14 protein-coding genes and 1 pseudogene are annotated in these 16668 nt (G+C 70.7%); 8 read left to right on the top strand and 7 right to left on the bottom strand.

All coding sequences use genetic code 11. The features are described from left to right. Positions 1-6: 6 nt before the first annotated feature. The 6 genes from GPA04_RS19210 to GPA04_RS19185 are packed head-to-tail and all read left to right on the top strand — an operon-like array spanning position 7 to position 6007. On the top strand, positions 7-1359 hold the full coding sequence (locus GPA04_RS19210) for an ABC transporter substrate-binding protein (RefSeq protein WP_156225836.1): 1353 nt from the start codon (positions 7-9) through the stop codon (positions 1357-1359). 56 nt (positions 1360-1415) lie between these two features. Next, positions 1416-2429 (top strand): carbohydrate ABC transporter permease, encoded by a 1014-nt coding sequence (locus GPA04_RS19205; protein WP_156225835.1) that lies wholly within the window; start codon positions 1416-1418, stop codon positions 2427-2429. Next, positions 2426-3298, top strand: a complete 873-nt coding sequence (locus GPA04_RS19200; RefSeq protein WP_241680927.1) for a carbohydrate ABC transporter permease — start codon at positions 2426-2428, stop codon at positions 3296-3298. The genes GPA04_RS19205 and GPA04_RS19200 overlap by 4 nt, the downstream gene beginning before the upstream one ends. Further along, the gene (locus GPA04_RS19195) at positions 3295-4092 is read left to right on the top strand and encodes an SDR family NAD(P)-dependent oxidoreductase (RefSeq protein ID WP_156225833.1); all 798 of its coding nucleotides are present in this window, start codon (positions 3295-3297) and stop codon (positions 4090-4092) included. The genes GPA04_RS19200 and GPA04_RS19195 overlap by 4 nt, the downstream gene beginning before the upstream one ends. After that, positions 4089-4988, top strand: a complete 900-nt coding sequence (locus GPA04_RS19190; protein ID WP_156225832.1) for an NAD(P)-dependent oxidoreductase — start codon at positions 4089-4091, stop codon at positions 4986-4988. The genes GPA04_RS19195 and GPA04_RS19190 overlap by 4 nt, the downstream gene beginning before the upstream one ends. After that, on the top strand, positions 4985-6007 hold the full coding sequence (locus GPA04_RS19185) for a Gfo/Idh/MocA family protein (protein WP_156225831.1): 1023 nt from the start codon (positions 4985-4987) through the stop codon (positions 6005-6007). The genes GPA04_RS19190 and GPA04_RS19185 overlap by 4 nt, the downstream gene beginning before the upstream one ends. A gap of 102 nt (positions 6008-6109) precedes the next feature. Here GPA04_RS19185 and GPA04_RS19180 read toward each other — a convergent pair whose 3' ends face one another. Together GPA04_RS19180 and GPA04_RS19175 are read right to left on the bottom strand one after the other, a co-directional pair. Beyond that, the gene (locus GPA04_RS19180) at positions 6110-6562 is read right to left on the bottom strand and encodes a hypothetical protein (protein ID WP_206674285.1); all 453 of its coding nucleotides are present in this window, start codon (positions 6560-6562) and stop codon (positions 6110-6112) included. Positions 6563-6655: 93 nt separating this feature from the next. Next, entirely contained in the window at positions 6656-9112 is a 2457-nt protein-coding gene (locus GPA04_RS19175) for an MMPL family transporter (protein WP_156225830.1), read from the bottom strand. Positions 9113-9224: 112 nt separating this feature from the next. On the opposite strand from GPA04_RS19175, the gene GPA04_RS19170 reads away from it, so the two are divergent. Beyond that, entirely contained in the window at positions 9225-9788 is a 564-nt protein-coding gene (locus tag GPA04_RS19170) for a TetR/AcrR family transcriptional regulator (RefSeq protein ID WP_162458666.1), read from the top strand. A 27-nt stretch (positions 9789-9815) separates the two neighbouring features. On the opposite strand, the pseudogene GPA04_RS19165 reads toward GPA04_RS19170, so the two are convergent. From GPA04_RS19165 to GPA04_RS19150, 4 genes and pseudogenes are all read right to left on the bottom strand, one after another. Then, a pseudogene (locus tag GPA04_RS19165) lies at positions 9816-10478 on the bottom strand (NADPH-dependent F420 reductase); the annotation flags it as partial. 87 nt (positions 10479-10565) lie between these two features. Next, the gene (locus GPA04_RS19160; protein WP_156225827.1) at positions 10566-11180 is read right to left on the bottom strand and encodes a hypothetical protein; all 615 of its coding nucleotides are present in this window, start codon (positions 11178-11180) and stop codon (positions 10566-10568) included. 177 nt (positions 11181-11357) lie between these two features. After that, positions 11358-13121, bottom strand: a complete 1764-nt coding sequence (locus GPA04_RS19155) for a heparinase II/III domain-containing protein (protein WP_156225826.1) — start codon at positions 13119-13121, stop codon at positions 11358-11360. A gap of 13 nt (positions 13122-13134) precedes the next feature. Next, positions 13135-14877, bottom strand: a complete 1743-nt coding sequence (locus GPA04_RS19150; protein ID WP_156225825.1) for an acyltransferase — start codon at positions 14875-14877, stop codon at positions 13135-13137. 227 nt (positions 14878-15104) lie between these two features. Here GPA04_RS19150 and GPA04_RS19145 point away from each other — a divergent pair, with 227 nt between their 5' ends. Further along, positions 15105-16115 carry a hydroxyacid dehydrogenase gene (locus GPA04_RS19145; protein ID WP_156225824.1) on the top strand — a complete coding sequence of 337 codons (1011 nt, stop codon included), beginning with the start codon at positions 15105-15107 and terminating at the stop codon, positions 16113-16115. Positions 16116-16153: 38 nt separating this feature from the next. Here the strand turns inward: GPA04_RS19145 and GPA04_RS19140 are convergent. Beyond that, the coding region (locus GPA04_RS19140) for a GNAT family N-acetyltransferase (RefSeq protein WP_156225823.1) at positions 16154-16668 on the bottom strand (515 nt) is incomplete at its 5' end.

The following is a 16668-nucleotide window of genomic DNA, read 5'->3' as shown; positions in this document are numbered from 1 at the left end:
AGCATCATGTCCCACGCAGGCAACGAAGCCATGCGCACCTCACACCTCCGTCGCAGGCTCGCCGTTCCGGCTGCAGCACTGGCCCTCGGTCTGGTCGCGGCCGCGTGCTCCTCGGGCTCCTCGGACTCCGACGGGGTATCGGGCGGCGACGAGCTGCCCGCCGAGGGGCCGTTGACCATGGCTTGGTACGGCTCGGACGCACGGAACGCGGCCGTCCAGGCCGTGGTCGACGTCTTCGGCGAGGAGAACCCCGACCTCGTCATCGAGACGCAGCCCACCACGTTCGACGGCCACTGGGACCGGCTCTCGGTCCAGGCCTCGGCCAACAACCTTCCGTGCATCCCGGCCATGCAGTCCCGCTACCAGACCCGCTACGAGGATCGCGGATCGCTGCTGCCGCTCGAGGATCTCATCGAGGACGGCACCATCGATGTCTCCGGCATCCCGGCGGAGGTCGTCGAGAGCAACCGCAACGCGGACGGTCACATCTACTCCATCCCGTACGGCATCTGGTACGAGGGCGCCGTGCTCAACGTTCCCGCTCTCGAGGACGCCGGTGTCCCGGTCCCGGAGCCCGACAACGACTGGGCCGGCTATGTGGACTGGGCAGCGGAGGTCCAGCCACAGCTGGGCGAGGCGTACGCGCTCGCCTCCCAGGGAGGGAGCATCACCCAGTTCCAGATGTGGGCGCTGAGCAAGGGCGAGGACCTGTTCGCCGACACCGAGGCAGGGTTCTCGAAGGAGACCCTCGTGGAGTGGTACGACATGTGGCTCGGTGCCATCGAGGCCGGCGCGACGCCCTCGGCCGATGTGGCGTCCGAGTACGCGGGCGTGCCGACCAACCAAGGGATGATGGCTGTGGGGCTCACCCTCGTGAGTGCCACCGGCGACAACAACGCGTCGGACATGCAGCTCACGCTCGACCAGAACGGACTCGGCGCGGTCTCGATGGCGCCCGCGCCCACGGGTGGACAGCCGCAGGTCGTCGGCGCCAACTCATGGGCGATCTCTGAGAACTGCACCAACGTGGCGGCCGCGGTCGACTTCATCAACTACTTCATCAACTCGTCCGACGGCGCCTTCACCCTCGAGACCCAGACCGGTCTGCCGCCGGTCACGAGCATCGCCGACGAGATGCTTGCCTCCGACGAGGTCGCACCGTCGATCAAGGAGCGCATCGACCTCTACAACGAGATCCTCGCCGGCGGTGGAACGGTGGACATCTGGCCTGACGGGACACAGCAGCTGGTGGCGCAGTTCACCACTCGCTGGGAAGAGGTCGCGTTCGGGCAGTCGACGCCCGACGCTGCCGCCGATGCCTTCATCGCCCAGCTGGAGACCGCGCTCTCCGGATTCTGATCCAGCTCGTGGCGGGCGCGTCTACCGACGCGCCCGCCACCGAAGGAAGGGTTCACATGGCTGTGACCGCCAGCAGCACCCGGGATGACGCAGGCCTCGGGCCGTCGTCGCGACAGGGCAGGCGTTCCGGACCACCACCAGGGCCGGCTGACCGGCCACCAGGCAACGGCGGTTGGAACGAGTCCGCTCGCAGCACGCTCGCCGGATACCTGTTCCTGTCGCCGTGGTTGGTGGGTTTCTTCGGGGTGACGGCGTTGCCGATGCTTGCGTCGCTGGTGCTCTCGTTCACGAACTTCTCCGGCTCGTTCAGCCGGATGGAGTGGGTGGGGGTCGAGAACTACCGCATCATGTTCACCGTGGACCCCGCCTACTGGGGTTCGGTCCGGGTGACGCTCCTCTACGTGCTCATCTCCGTGCCGGTGATGCTGGTGTTCGCGCTCGCCGTCGCGACGCTGCTGAACAAGGGCATCCGGGCTCTGGGGCTGTACCGGACGATCTTCTACATCCCGTCGCTGCTCGGTGGCAGCGTGGCCATCGCCGTGCTCTGGCGTTTCGTCTGGGGCGAGTCCGGCCTCATCAACGGCGTGCTGTCGGTCTTCGGTATCGACGGCCGCAGCTGGATCGGCAATCCTGACACGGCGCTGATCACGATCATGGTGCTCAACGTCTGGACCTTCGGGTCTCCGATGATCATCTTTCTCGCCGGACTTCGGCAGGTACCGACCGAGCTCTACGAAGCGGCAGCCCTGGACGGCGCCGGGCGCCGGGCCCGCTACTGGTACATCACGTTGCCATCGATCTCGCCGGTCGTGCTGTTCAACGGCATCCTGGCCACGATCGGTGGCTTCCAGGCCTTCACGCAGGTCTACGTGGTCAGCGGCGGGACAGGCGGTCCCGCAGGCTCGACCTTGTTCTACACGCTGCTGCTCTACCAACGCGCCTTCACCGAGCTGCGCTTCGGATATGCCTCCGCGATGGCATGGGTGCTCCTCGTCGTCATCGCGGCGGTCACCGCGGCCGTGTTCGCCAGCGGCCGGTTCTGGGTCCACTACGGAGATGGGGAGAAGTGAGCACCGTCGTCGCACGTCGCCGCCCGCGCCGGCCCGTAGGCCATGCGGCCCAACGCACCCTGATCCACGTCGGACTGGTCTCGGCCGCCTTCGTGATGTCGTATCCGCTGCTGTGGATGGGAGCGTCGGCCTTTCGGCCCTCTGAGGAAGTCCTGATCGAGGACAGCCTGTGGGTCTCCAACCCGACCCTCGAGAACTTCATCAACGGCTGGACCAGCGTTGCGCAGACGAGCTTCGGGACGTTCTTCGCGAACTCCCTGATCATCTCCGTCCTGGCAGTGATGGGGAACGTCATCTCCTGCTCGCTCGCCGCCTATGCGTTCGCTCGCCTGCCGTTCCGCGGCCGGAGGGTGTGGTTCGCGCTCATGATCGGCACGATCATGTTGCCGTACCACGTGCTGCTGATACCGCAGTACCTGCTCTTCAACTCGCTGGGCTGGGTCGATACCTTCTTGCCGTTGGTCGTGCCCCGGTTCCTGGCGACGGAGGCGTTCTTCGTCTTCCTGCTCGTGCAGTTCTTCCGCCTGATCCCGAAGGACCTCGCGGAGGCAGCACGGATCGACGGCTGCGGGCATGCCCGGATCTTCGCCCAGATCATGGTGCCCCTTGCCGTGCCCGCGATGGCCACGACGGCCGCGTTCTCGTTCATCTGGTCGTGGAACGACTTCCTCAACCCGTTGATCTACCTCACGAGCCAGGCGACCTACACGGTGCCGATCGGTCTGGCACTCTTCGTCGATGCTTCCGGAACCTCCAACTACGGCGGCCTCTTCGCGATGTCGTTGCTCTCCCTGCTTCCGGTCATCGGCTTCTTCCTCGCGTTCCAGCGACTGCTGCTGGACGGCATCTCGACGACAGGAATCAAGTGACATCACCAGATATCGTCCGCCGCTTCACCGACCGTCTGGTGGTGGTGACCGGCGCCGCCTCAGGTATCGGCCGCGCGACAGCCGCCCGGCTCGGATCCGAGGGCGCACGCCTTGTCCTGCTCGACCGCGATGTGCCGGGAGCGGAGGCGACCGCTTCAGCTGTCCGTGACGCCGGCGGCCAGGCCACGGCGCACATGCTCGATCTCTCCTCCGAGACCTCGATCACCGAGGCAGCGACTGAGATCAAGGCGGCCCACCCGCGCATCCAGGGGTTGGTGGGCTGCGCAGGCCTGGTCCACGTGGACGGATCACAGGAGAACCCCTTCCTGGAGCGAGGCTTGGCGGGCTGGGACCTGTTGTTCGCCGTCAATGTCCGAGGCATGGCGCAACTGGTCCACGAGCTGGTTCCGGCGTTGACGTCCGGGCGCGGCACCGTCGTCACGGTCTCCTCGGAGGCGGCCTACCGCTCCCGTGCCGGACGGTGGATCTATGACGCCACGAAGGCAGCGCTCGTCTCGGTGACGCGTTCGATGGCCGCGGCGCTCGCGCCGGAAGGTGTGCGCGTGGTCGGAGTTGCGCCCGGGGGCACGATCACCGAGATGCACCTGCAGGACCACGACGACCCCGAAGCTGCGCGTGCGCGGATGCGGACGGCGACAGGATCCAACCTGCTCGGCCGCCTGGCCGAGCCTGAGGAGATCGCCGCAGCGATCGCCTTCCTCGCCAGCGACGAGGCGAGCTTCATGACCGGAACGACGATCGCCGTCGACGGCGGCGGGGCGGGTAGCAGATGAGCGCGGGATACGGCCTCATCGGCCTGGGCAACGTCGGTAGTGGCCTCGTGGCACCGGCACGGGCCGCCGGTCTCCCCGTCCACGCCTACGACCTCGATCCTGAGGCACGACGCCGCGCCGGGGAAGCGGGGGCCACGGTGCACGAGCAGGTCGAGTCGCTGGTCGACGCCGTCGACGTGCTCGTGCTGTCGTTGCCGAACGCCGACGTCGTCGACGCCGTGCTCCTCGAGGGTGGCGTCCTGAACAGGCTGGCGGCCGGCTCGGTGTGCGTCGACATGAGCACCAACCTCCCGGCCCGCACGCTCGCGCTCACCGCGAAGGGTCACGATCGCGGCGTGGCCATGGTCGATGCCCCGGTCAGCTACGGCCCCGAGGGTCTGGTCTCGTTCGTGGGTGGCGACCCGGAGGACGTGGCCAGGGTCTGCCCCTGGTTGGACGCCGTCACCGTGCGCGCCTTCCACATGGGTCCGCACGGCCACGGCCAGTACGTCAAGCTTGTCCAGAACATGCTGAACGGCGTGATCATGGGCGTCATCGGCGAGGCCCTCGGTTTCGCCGAGCATGCAGGCGTCGACCTCGCCCTCCTCCCCGAGGCGCTCAGCTGGACGGGGTCGAGGTCGGGCATGCTTGAGCGGGTGCTGCCAGCCATGGCCGAGCGGCGTTACGGCGCCTCCGGCACCATGGCGCTGCACTCCAAGGACATGGGCTACGTGCTGCAGACCGCCGCGGAGATCGGGGCACGTGCTCCCTTCACGGCAGCGCTCCGGGGCGTCTTCGAGGACGTGCTGGCTGCCGGCAACCCACGTTGGACGCAGACCGCGCTGGTCGAGTGGTATCTCAGCGACGGCGTCGCCGCTCCGCAGCGCACCGAGATCGACGACGAGGTGACGACATGACGGGACGACCGATCGGTGTCGGTGTCATCGGGCTCGGGAACAGCGGCTGGTACTACCACGCCGAGGGCACGCTCGAGCGCTCCTCCGACTACGACATCGTTGCCGTGAGCGCCCGCCGGCGGGAGCGGACTGCCGCCGGCGCCCAGCGCTTCGCTGCGCGTGGGCACGACGACTGGCGCGATCTCGTGAAGGACGAGAGTGTGGACGTCGTCGTCGTGGCCACCCCGCACGATCAGCACGCCCCGATGACCCTGGCGGCGCTCGCGGCAGGCAAGCACGTCGTGGTGGAGAAGCCGATGGCATCGACGCCGGCGGAGACCGAGGCGATGCTCGCCGCTGCGGACGAGCACCAGCGGATCCTCACGGTCTTTCAGAACCGCCGATGGGAACCGTCCTTTCAGATCATCCGGACCCTCCTGGCGGATGGTGCCATCGGGGACGTGTGGCGCAGCGAGGAGCGGCGGATGCACCGCGGGAAGTACACGGTTGCGGGCGTCGATCGGGCGCACGCGGGGACCGAGCCGGCGGCGTGGGCACACTCGATGGAGGGGGGCGGCGGTGTCGTCAACCTGATCGCACCGCACCTCGTCGACCACCAGCTGCTGCTGCACGGCGGCCTGCCACGTGCCGTCACGGCCACCATGCACCGTTATCCCCAGGACGACGTCGAGCACCACGGCGACCTCCGACTCGACTACGGCGACGGTGTCGCTGCTCGCATCGAGGTGTTCCGTGAGTGCGACGTGAACCTGCCGAAGTGGAGTGTCTTCGGCAGCAGCGGCACGATCGTGGCCGACGACTTCGACGAGCTGCGGCTGATCCGGCCCGGGCGTGACGACGAGGTGTTCGGAGGTCTGGCGCCGCTGCAGGCCTGCGGCGAGTTCTACGAGCAGCTCGCGCGCGCTGTGCGCGACGAGGGCCCCGTTCCCGTCGACCCGCGTCAGGCCGCTGACGTGGTGCGCGTCCTCGATGCCGCTCACAGGTCGGCCGCCTCAGGAGGCGCACTGGTCGCTCCCTGAGCGGAGTCGTGGGACGCCGGGTCGGGCGCCATCGACCAGAGGGCTCTCGGCCGGTACGCACGACGGCGGCCCTCCCCTCGCGGGACGGGCCGCCGTGGTGCGTCAGCGCGTTGCCCGGTCCGTGCCCCGCCGGCGAGCTCTGAGCGAGGCGATCAGCAGCAGCACGGCCGGCGCGAGGAGCAGCACGAAGCCGCTCGGTCCGACGATCCAGATGCAGAGCGCCGCCCAGAGACCGATCGCGATCGGGACGTGCAGCGCCGCGGGCGCACCGCGGCGCCCCGTGCCGATGATCGACAGTCCGAGCAACGCGCCGGCGACCACGAAGCTGCCGGGCAGTGCCCAGAACTGCGCCACCGCCTCGACGGGCAGCTGCTCGTCGCGGAACGGCCCCGCGAGCCAGGCCGCCCACCAGGGCTGCGCGATGAAGACGAGCGTGTGCAGGACGGCGATCGCGACCAGCGCCGCGCCGCCCACCACGGTGAGGCGGTCGGCTGGGCGCGCTGCGCCGTCGGGAGGGTTCGGGACCGGATGACGTGTGACCTGTTCGGAAACCATGACAACCACCGTGGCGGGCGCGCGCCAGCGAGCCATCCCTCCGCGGCGTGAACCTGGTCCCTCGTCCGAGGGGTGCGCCTGCGCCGGAGGGTCTCAGGCCTTGGCGAGGGCCCCGTCGTCGTCGGAGGCCGCCACGTCCCCGCCGTCGTCGTCGCCGTGCGGGACCGGGTGGTCGCGCTCGAGAGCGGCACCCTCGACGTCGACGTTCGGGAGGACCTTGTCGAGCCAGCGCGGCAGCCACCACACCTTGTCCCCGATCAGGTGCATCGCCGCGGAGACGAGCAGCAGGCGCACCACGAAGGCGTCGAACAGCACGCCGACCGCGAGCCCGAAGCCGAGCGGCCGGATCATCGTCAGGTGCGAGAAGGTGAAGCCTCCGAACACCGCGATCATGATCGACGCCGCCGCGATCACCACGGCGCGGCTCTGGTGGCGCCCCGCCGTGACGGCCTCGCGCGCGGGCTTGCCGTGCGCGTACGCCTCCCGCATCGCCGAGGCGAGGAACAGCTGGTAGTCCATCGCGAGCCCGAACAGCACGCCGGTGATCAGCAGCGGCGCAAAGCTCAGCAGCGGACCGGGCACGTTGACGCCGAACACCGAGCCGAGCCAGCCCCACTGGAAGACCGCCGTGGTGGCGCCGAGCGCCGCCAGCAACGAGAGCACGAAGCCCAGGGTCGCGAGCAGCGGCAGCACCAGCGAGCGGAACACGATCACAAGGATCACCAACGACAGCCCGACGACCACCAGCAGGTACAGCGGCAGCGTGTCGGCCAGCCGTTCCGAGACGTCGATGTTGCCCGAGGCGAACCCGGCCACGCCGAGGCTCGCTCCGCCGTCGAGAACCTCCAGGCCGCGCAGGGTGTGCACGAGCTCCTCGGTGGACTCGCTGGAGGGCCCGTCGACGCCGATCACCTGGAAGGCGAGGAAGTCGGCGTCCTCGGAGATCCCGACCGGCGCGACGGCCACGACGCCCTCGGTGCCCATGATCGCCTGGGCGATCGCCACCTGCGTGGGGAGCTGGTCGAGCTCCGTCATCGGCTCCTCGAGCGCGGCGGTGACCAGCAGCGGCCCGTTCTGGCCGGCACCGAACTGCTCCTCGGTGATCGAGTACGCCTGGTACTGGGTGCTGTCGGCGCTCTCGGTGGAGCCGTCGGGCAGACCGAGACGCATGTCGAGAGCCGGGAGAGCGACCGCTCCCAGAACGGCCACCCCGCCCACGATCGCGAGGACGGCGTGCGAGGTCTTCATCGGACCCGGCGCGGGCTTGTTCACCGGCGCGGCACCGCGCTCGGAACGCCGCAGCACCCGCTGGCCCATGAGGCCGAGGAGCGCAGGCGTGAACGTGACCGCGACGAGCACGGCGATCAGCACGCACACGGCGGCCACCGTGCCCATCAGGCCCAGGAAGCCGATCCCGGAGACGTTGAGGGCGAGCAGCGCCACCAGCACCGTGGCGCCGGCGAACACCACGGCGTTGCCCGCGGTGCCGTTGGCCAGGCCGATCGACTCGCGCACGTCCATGCCGGCGCGTACCTGGGTGCGGTGCCGGTTGAGGATGAACAGCGAGTAGTCGATCCCGACCGCGAGGCCCAGCATCAGGCCCAGCACCGGCGTCACCGAGGACATCTCGACGGCGTCCGAGAACGCCATCGCTCCCGCCACGCCGACGCCCACACCCACGAGGGAGGACAGCACCGGCGTGATCGCCGGGAACGCGGCGCGGAACATCAGCAGCAGCACCAGCGCCGCCACGAGCAGGCCGACGATCTCGCCCGGCCCGACGATCCCCTCGACCGACGTCGCGATCTGGCTGGAGAAGTCGACGCTCACGCCCGCGGGGCTGGCGTCGGTCAGGGTCGCGATGACCTCGTCCTTGACCTCCTGCGCCACGCCGATCGCGTCGCCCTCGAACATGACGACACCCATCGCGGTGCTGCCGTCGTCGGAGACGGTCTGGATCTCGGCCGCGAACGAGATCAGCTGCTGCCCGAGCTCGAGCTGCTCCTTCTCGATGCCCAGACCGGCGAGCTGACCCTGGAGCTCCTCGAGCTGCGCGGTCATCTCGGCGATCTGGGTCTCCGGCGCGCCGGTGGCCTGCGCCTGCTCGAGCCCGGTCTGCAGCCCTGCCAGGCTCTCGGTCAGCGCTGCGGTGTTCTCGCCGTTGGTCTCGAGCTGAGCCTGCAGCCCGGCGACCTGCTCCTGGACCTGGGCGACCGTCGCGTAGGGGTCGACCGTGCCCTCGACGCCCTCGATCGCAGCGACCTCGGCGAGCGCGTCGGCGATGCCCTGCTGCTGGTCGGCGTCGATGGCCGAGCCGTCCTCGGTGTGGAAGACCACGCTCGCCGTCGAGCCGCTCGTCCCCAGCTCCTCGGCCAGCACGCCCGTTACCCGGTCGGTCTCGGTCCCGGGGATCGAGAACGAGCTGACGAGGGTGCCCCCGAAGGCGAGGAATGCGCCGGCGGCCAGCCCGAGCACCACCACCCAGGAGACGATGGCGAGCCAGGCACGGCGCGCCGCGCCCACACCGATGCGGTAGAGCAGGTTGGCCACGAGGAACCTTTCGGGCAGCGTTCGGTCAGACGTCCTCGGTCAGTAGACCACGCGTGTCGTTTATCCGACAAGTGTTGGCTGCGTCACGTCCGATGTGGCACGATCCATGGCCATGGACCCACGCATCGCGAGGACGCGGAGCAGCCTGCGCGAGGCACTGTTCGCGCTCACGCGCGAACGGGCACTGGACGAGATCTCGATCTCGGACATCGCCGAGCGCGCGGGCATCAACCGCAGCACCTACTACCAGCACTACTCGGACAAGGACACGCTGCTCGCCGACGCGCTCGACGCGGTGATCGACGACGCCATCGGCCCCGAGCCGCCGCTCACCGAGCAGCAGGGCGCCAGGATCCTCGACCAGTACCTGCACCACGTGGAGGCGAACGCCGCGCTCTACCGCAAGCTGCTCGGTGAGGGCGGCTCGGCCACGATCCAGGTCCGCATGAGCCGGCGGCTCCAGCTGATCCTGGTGCAGGCGTTCGAGCGCGGCAGCCCGCACGGCCTGGTGGACGTGCCCACGGAGGTGGCGGCCGCCGCGATCGCAGGATCGGCGCTCGCCACCATCCGCGCCTGGCTGGACATCTCACCGCTGCCGACGGCGCAGGTCGCCTCGGGCTGGATCTGGACCGTGATCATGGCGCACGGCGCCATCCCGGAGGACGGCGAGGGCTGAGGCCGTCGCCGTGGCGGCGAGGTGGCGTCAGGGCAGCCGGTTCGCCTTCGCGAGGTTGTCGACCAGCTCCGGGGCCGTCTGGCGAGCGACGTACGCGGGGCGGTCGCGCTCCACGCGCCAGGACTCGCTCAGCGGGCCGACGTTCACGGTGTCGAAGCCGAGCTGGTCGTAGAGGTCCGTGACGAGCTCGACGGCCTCGGGGTGGTCGCTGGACGTGGCGAGCGCGCGTCGGCCAGGGGTTCCGGCCGGCGTGCCGTCGGTGGTGATCTCGGACGCCAGGATGTGGTTGAAGGCCTTGGCGACCTTCGACGTCGGCAGGTGCTCCTGGAGCATGCCCGACGTCGTAGTCTCGCCCCGATCGAGCGCCTCGATGCGGCCGTCACGCTCGAAGTAGTAGTTGTTGGTGTCGAGCACGACCTTGCCCGCAAGGGGCTCGACCGGGATCTGCTCGAGGGCGTGCAGCGGCACGGTCACCACCGCGACCTCGGCGGCGGCCGCGGCCTCCGTGGCTGTCGCGGCCCGTGCCCTCGGCCCGAGGTCGGCGACCAGCTCGGTCAGCGTCTCCGGCCCCCGTGAGTTGGCGATCACGACGTCGTGGCCTGCCGCGATCACCGCCCGCGCCACCTGGCTGCCGATGTGTCCTGCACCGATGAACCCGAATGTGGTCATGGACGGCTCAACGGTCCCGCTGTGCCGGTATTCCCCTCTGGGCTGCCTGCTGAACCACCGACGCGTTCCTCACCGGGGCCTCAACCGGTGCTGTCGATCACGGGCCGACTACCGGTGCCACCCGGCCCGGAACACGGGCGCGTCACCGGCCACGGCGGCACGGGCCCAGTCCGCGACGGCGGCGCCCGCCTGCTCCGGGGTCACGTCGGAGGCGTCGACCACGGTCATGGCCCACCGATCGGCGACGTCGGCACCGACCCACCGGCCCCACTGCATCGACGGCCAGGCATCGTTCGTGACGGCCTCCGGGACGTAGTCGGGGTCGGTGGCGTGATGCCGCAGCCAGGCGGCGAAGCCGTGGTGCAGATGGCGAATCGCTGGCGGGTCGTCCTGAGCGTCGAGCCGGGCGTCCAGGACGTCCTCACGGACGTCGAGGAGACAGACGGCGACGTCGATCCGGTCCGCCGACGGGGCGGCGAGCGCCTCCCCGGCCGGGATCGGGTCGCCCGCGAGCAGCAGGTGGCGCCCCTGGGCCTCCAGGGCGATGGCGTCCTGCGTGATGCGTTCGACGGACTCCTGCCTCCACGCGATGGTCGGGACCGCAGGGATCGGTCCGTAGTGCCACAGCTCGACGGCGTGGAACCGGTCCCCGAGGAGCGGTGCGGCGTGGAAGCGGGCGGTGGTCTTACCGGTGCCCGAGGCACCGGAGACGACGAGCAACATGGGATCTCCTTCGACGGGTGCAGCGACAGACCGCGACACCACGGCGCGGTGTCACGGGAGCCGGACGGCTCGGCGTGCCCGGGGCCTTCGGCCTCGGCGGGTACGCGGTGTCGTCAGTGCAGCGGGAAGAAGGCTGTGAACATCACGCCTCGGACCGTAGCCGCGGCCGGCGCGCCGTCACACCGAATATGTCGAGACCCTCACCGTGTGCTCGATCTCCGTGGCTGCGGGGAGCCCGATGTCGACGTGGTGCACCGCGATGGGGAAGCTGCCGCGACCGACCGGGAAGGCGCCGGTCGTGACCGACGCCTCGGGGTCGTACCGGAGCTCGGCCCGCGCAGCGCCGGCCACGATGTGTACGACGCCGTTCTCGATGTTCGGGGCCACGAGCGTGATGAACCGCTGCGTCATCGCGATCGGCTCGGTCGCCGTCAGGGCGTCGGTCACGGTGACCTCCTCGCCACGTCGCTCGACGCGGCGGACCAGGCGGGTCAGGGCAGGGTGCGGATAGGCCGCGGTGAGATCGACCGTGACGCGCTCCCCCTCGCCGTCGAGCTCCGCTCCGAGCACCTCCGCCGCGGCCGAGGGCCCTTCGGCCTGCCGGACGCCGTCGAGCAGCGGGACGCTGTGCCCGTGCGAACCGGCCGCGGGGTTGTCGTAGCGGCGGGGACCGAAGTACTCGCGGTCGTAGACGCCGCGGCCGGCGTCGGCCACCAGCAGCTGGCCGGCGCGCGCGACGACGAACGAGCCGAGGTCGTTGTGGTTGTGCGGCTCGCCGTTGTGCCCGGCCCGTGCGGCGAACCCGATCGGGCTGTGCGCACCCTCGGGGACCACGAGCCACTGCGCGTCGGGATACCAGCGGGGCGCCTGGTCGGTGCCGGTCGGCGTGACGCGACTGGTCACCTGCGGGTGCCAGCACAGCGACCGGACGGCGAGAGCCCACCGGCCGCACTCGTCGACGACCTCGGTGTCGGTCAGGTCCGCCGTCGGCAGGCCGACGTCCCCGTAGCGCTGGTCGGCACCGGCGAGGAGGCCGGCGTCCGCGGTGCCCTCGAGCCAGGTGTCGGCGAACGTGACCAGGGTGCGTCCCGACAGGAAAGCACGCAGCGGCCAGCGCGCGGCCTCCGCGGCGCGGCCGGGTTCGCCGTTCGGGTCGGGGCCGAACACCGCGTCGAGCGCCTCGACCGCCACCAGGTAGTAGCCGAAGCCGTACCGCCAGTAGCCGTAGCCCTCGACGCAGACGCCGTCGTCGCCGTACCCGTCGAGCGAGCGGCGCAACGTGGCGCGGAGCCTGGGCAGCTGCGCGCGCACGCGGTCCTCGGGGCACACCTGGATCGCCGCGAGCGCGACCGACCCGGCGCACACCGATGCCCAGTTGCTCGGGGAGTCCTCCCACCAGGACGAGTGCCGCTCGTACGGCTCGATCACGCGAGCGATGACCTCCTCGCGCACACGGCGCAGGAGGTCGTGCGGCAGCCGGTCCGCGAGCAGTGCGGTGATCTCCGCGAGCGCCGAGCCCGTCTCCGCCGCGAACAGGTCGATGGTCTCGCGAGGATCGAGCCCGTCGCGCGCGACGTGGGCCGGCAGCGCCCAGTACGGCTCGTCGCAGATGGCGGCGACGAGGTCGGCGAGCAGCTCGGTGCCGCTGTCCGGGTCAATGAGCGCTGCGACCGCGAGCGCGGTCAGCGCCCGCCGCCGCTGGAAGTACCGCGACTCGAACGCGCCCCGGTCGCCCGTGCGCTCGAACTCGCCGTACAGGTCGTCGGGAAGCTCGGCGATCGGCCGGGTGCGAGCCTGCTCGACCAGTTCCCCGATCTGGCCGAGCTGCTCGCGCAGCCCGGGCGCGCAGGCGATCCGCTGCCAGGTCTCGCGCTCGACGGCGGAGCCCAGGGCCGCTCGTGCGTCGATGGGCCTGGTCGCATGGTCCTCGCGGGCACCCATACGCTCTCCGATCTCAGCCGAGGAGCCGGTCCGCGGGCTCGGGGCGGTGGATGCCGCCGGGGCGGTAGCCGAGGACCGTGGACATCCCGAGCAGATCGGCCAGCAGCCAGACGATCGCGAGCCACATCTCGGTGCCCTGCAGCGCGGGCGTCTCGGCGACCGGGTCGCGGCCGGTACCCGAGGGAACGGCGAAGCTGAAGCCCTCACCCGGGCGCCAGTGTGCGATGGCGTTGCGCAGCAGCCGGGTCGCGAGGGCCTGGATCTCGGCGCGGCGGTAGTCGAGGTCGCGACCGGCGAGCCAGAGCGGGTGCGCGACGTCGAGGACATTGCACGCGTTCTGCCGGTCGGGCGCGAAGAACCGGGCGTCCTGGGCGTGGCGGAGCACGGTGTCGATGACACGCTCGCGGTACGGCAGCGGCACCCCGAACTGGGCGTAGCTGCCGCGCGAGGCGCGGTAGAAGCCGTTGACGATCTCGAGGTCGCCGCTGTCCGGCGCGGGCTTGCCCCACATCCCCGTCGTCGGGTCGACGTTCGTGCTGAGCCACCCGAACAGCGCAGCGGCCGTGGCCGCGTGGCCCGGCGTGCCATGCCGGCGGTTCCACAGCAGCGCGGTGCCGTACATGTCGACGCCGTGGCCGCCGCTCCACGCCCGCCCGTCCCAGGGCAGCGCATCGAGCTCGGCAAGGACGCCGTCGGCACCGAGGTTCTCGACGGCGGTGATCGGGTGGGCGAAGCGCTCACCCAGCAGGTCGAGCGCGTAGCCCACGCAGAGCACGTGATAGTTGGCCTGGCCGTCCCGGACGCCGAGGACCGGCTCCTGGAGCTGTCCGCGCTCGTCGAAGGACGCGATCATCCCGGACCCGGGGTGCTGCAGCGACAGCAGCCGGCGGACATGCTCGTCCTTGGACAGCTGCGAGGGCACGTCACCGGTCAGGTAAGCGGCGATCTCGATCGCGTCGCAGTGCGCCCGCACGGTCGGGGCGCCAGCGGGGGCCGCGAGGTAGCGGCCGTCGGCGATCGAGGGCTCCCACGACCGCGCGAGGACGGACTCGGCGTCGGCGCGCGCGGTCCGCATGAAGGCGCGCAGCTCGTCGGTGAGCGTGGCGTCAGCGCCGACGCCGGCGGTCGGAACCTGCGGCTCCGGCGCCAGCGCGGGCACCCGCCACTTCTTGACCTGCGCGGGGTTGCCGGCCACGATCGCCCCGGCCGGGACGTCCTTGGTGACCACGGACCCGGCGGCGACGACGGCCCGGTCACCGATCGTGACGCCGTCGAGAACCACCACGTGGGAGCCGATCCAGACGTCGTCGCCGATCGTGATGCCGCGCTGCGACATCGGCTGCCGGAACACCGGGACGTCGGGGTCGGTCATCGTGTGGTTGAACGCCAGCAGCGACGTGTGCGCACCGATGCGGACCGCGTGCCCGAGCGTGACGTCACCGCGCACCACCGCGGAGGTGTTGATCGTGCAGTGCTCGCCCGTGACGAGGGAGCCGGTCACGTACGCGTGCCCGGCGATGTAGGAGCGCGTCCCGAGCACCAGGCGCTCCACCTGCACCGCCGCGAGCGGCGAGATGAAGCACTGCTCGCCGAGCTCGACGTCCGCGACGCCGCTGCCGACGAACCGCCGCTGCAGCTCGAGCTGGGCTTCCTGCTCGGCCTCGGTCGCCTCGCCCCAGAAGGACCAGGGCGAGTAGTCGAAGTGGTTCCGGTCGAAGGGGTTTGCCGCGGTGGCGGCGTCCTGCGTGAGCGTCATCGTGGATCCTCGTCGAGGCGGTCGAGCATGTCGGTCTCGTCGTCAGCCATCAGAACACTACGGCCTGGGCACTCCCCGGTCGGCGGCCAGAGCTACCGACATCAGGGGGGCCTGGGTCGGATCAACGCGAGGCGACCCGCGTGATCAGCGCACCGGGCCGCCGTCGTGAACTCGATACGGTCCGTACGTACGGCCGCACCTCCCCGCCGGTCCGATCAGGAGAGACGATGAGTTCTGCGCCACGCCCGCTCGCGATCTGCACCTTCGGGGAGGGCGTCGCCGACGCCGTGCTCAGTCCGGCCGACCGCGCCCGGCTGGCGAGGTTGCTCGAGATCGAGGGCTTCTACACCGAGGACGCCGAGGCGCTCGGCTCACCGCGGCTCGACGAGATCGAGGTCCTGGTCACCGGCTGGGGCGGCCTGTCGCTGCCGCCCGCGGTGCTGGAGCAGATGCCCTCGCTGAAGCTCGTGCTGTACGCGGCGGGCTCGGTGCGGCACCTGGTGTCCGACCAGCTCTGGGCGCGCGGCATCCGGATCGTCTCGGCGGCCGACGCCAACAACGAGCCGGTCGCCGACTACACCTACGCCGCGATCATCCTCGCGCTCAAGGGCGAGCACCAGAACGAGGCGCGCTACCGCCGTGAGCGCGGCTACGTCGCAGCCCATGACGAGCTCGGCATCTACGGCCGCACGGTCGGGCTGGTCGGCTTCGGGTCGATCGCACGGAAGGTCGCCTCCCGGCTGCAGGCTCTGGAGGCCAGGACGCTCGTGTACGACCCCTACCTGAGCGAGACCGACGCGCTGCAGCACGGCGTCGAACGGGTCGAGACGCTGGCCGACCTGTTCGAGAGCAGCCGCGTGGTCAGCGTCCACGCCCCGTGGATCCCCGGAGTCAACGACGCCATGATCGGCCGGGCCGAGCTCGAGTCGTTGCCGCACGGTGCCGTGCTCCTCAACACCGCCCGCGGGGCGCTGGTGGACGAGGAGGCGCTGGTCGCGGTGCTGCGTGCGCGCCCGGACCTGCTGGCGAACCTCGACGTCACCTGGCCGGAGCCACCGGCGGACGACTCCCCGCTGTGGGAGCAGCCGAACGTCAAGCTGACCGGCCACATTGCCGGCAGCATCGGCACCGAGCGCACGCAGCTGGGCCGGCTCGTGATCGACGAGCTCGAGCGCTGGCTCGCCGGTCAGCCGTTGCAGCACGAGGTCACCGAGGACGTCGCGAGGACCCGGGCGTGACGCGCGTGGTCGGTTCTTGAGACCTTGCCGCGGCCGCGTCAGCGGAGCGAGGCGTGCATGAGGAGGCCGGTACCGCCGGTGAACTCGACACCGGCGAGCGTCTCGGCGCGCCGTACCTCCTCGAACGACCAGCGGCGGTGCAGGTCGATCGAGGCACGGTTGGTCGGGTTGACCACGTAGTAGGCGTCGTCGGCACGTTCGGCGATCCAGCGCATCCGCGCATCGGTGAGGGCGATCGCGGCGCCGCGGCGCCGCCAGGCCGGGTGCACGGTGACGCCACCGAGGTAGTGACCGGCGGGTGCTGAGTCCTGTGGTTCGGTGTGGTGGTACGACTGGGCCCAGCCGACCACGTCGCCGCTGCCAGGCTCCGCGGCCACCAGGAGACAGCGGTCGGGGGCGTCGATGGCTCGCTGCCAGCCCTCAGGGTGAGCGGAGCGCCCGGCAGCCTCCTGGATACGGCCGATCGCATCGAGATCGGCCGAGGTGGCGGCGCGGACCGTGAGCGCGGGCACGGCAGGGCCGACGACAGAGTCCGCCGCCGCGCGGCCGGTCG

Origin of the sequence: Pseudactinotalea suaedae, assembly GCF_009733815.1 — a bacterium.
Lineage (GTDB): Bacteria > Actinomycetota > Actinomycetes > Actinomycetales > Beutenbergiaceae > Pseudactinotalea > Pseudactinotalea suaedae.
Note: the sequence above shows the minus strand (reverse complement) of the source record. Positions and strands in the feature narration are given on the sequence as shown.

Coding starts and splice junctions, on each gene's coding strand:
- GPA04_RS19180 (WP_206674285.1), bottom strand. CDS start 6,562: ATGGTTTCCGAACAGGTCACACGTCATCCGGTCCCGAACCCTCCCGAC.
- GPA04_RS19210 (WP_156225836.1), top strand. CDS start 7: ATGTCCCACGCAGGCAACGAAGCCATGCGCACCTCACACCTCCGTCGC.
- GPA04_RS19150 (WP_156225825.1), bottom strand. CDS start 14,877: ATGACGCTCACGCAGGACGCCGCCACCGCGGCAAACCCCTTCGACCGG.
- GPA04_RS19155 (WP_156225826.1), bottom strand. CDS start 13,121: ATGGGTGCCCGCGAGGACCATGCGACCAGGCCCATCGACGCACGAGCG.
- GPA04_RS19145 (WP_156225824.1), top strand. CDS start 15,105: ATGAGTTCTGCGCCACGCCCGCTCGCGATCTGCACCTTCGGGGAGGGC.
- GPA04_RS19160 (WP_156225827.1), bottom strand. CDS start 11,180: ATGTTGCTCGTCGTCTCCGGTGCCTCGGGCACCGGTAAGACCACCGCC.
- GPA04_RS19170 (WP_162458666.1), top strand. CDS start 9,225: ATGGACCCACGCATCGCGAGGACGCGGAGCAGCCTGCGCGAGGCACTG.
- GPA04_RS19185 (WP_156225831.1), top strand. CDS start 4,985: ATGACGGGACGACCGATCGGTGTCGGTGTCATCGGGCTCGGGAACAGC.
- GPA04_RS19205 (WP_156225835.1), top strand. CDS start 1,416: ATGGCTGTGACCGCCAGCAGCACCCGGGATGACGCAGGCCTCGGGCCG.
- GPA04_RS19190 (WP_156225832.1), top strand. CDS start 4,089: ATGAGCGCGGGATACGGCCTCATCGGCCTGGGCAACGTCGGTAGTGGC.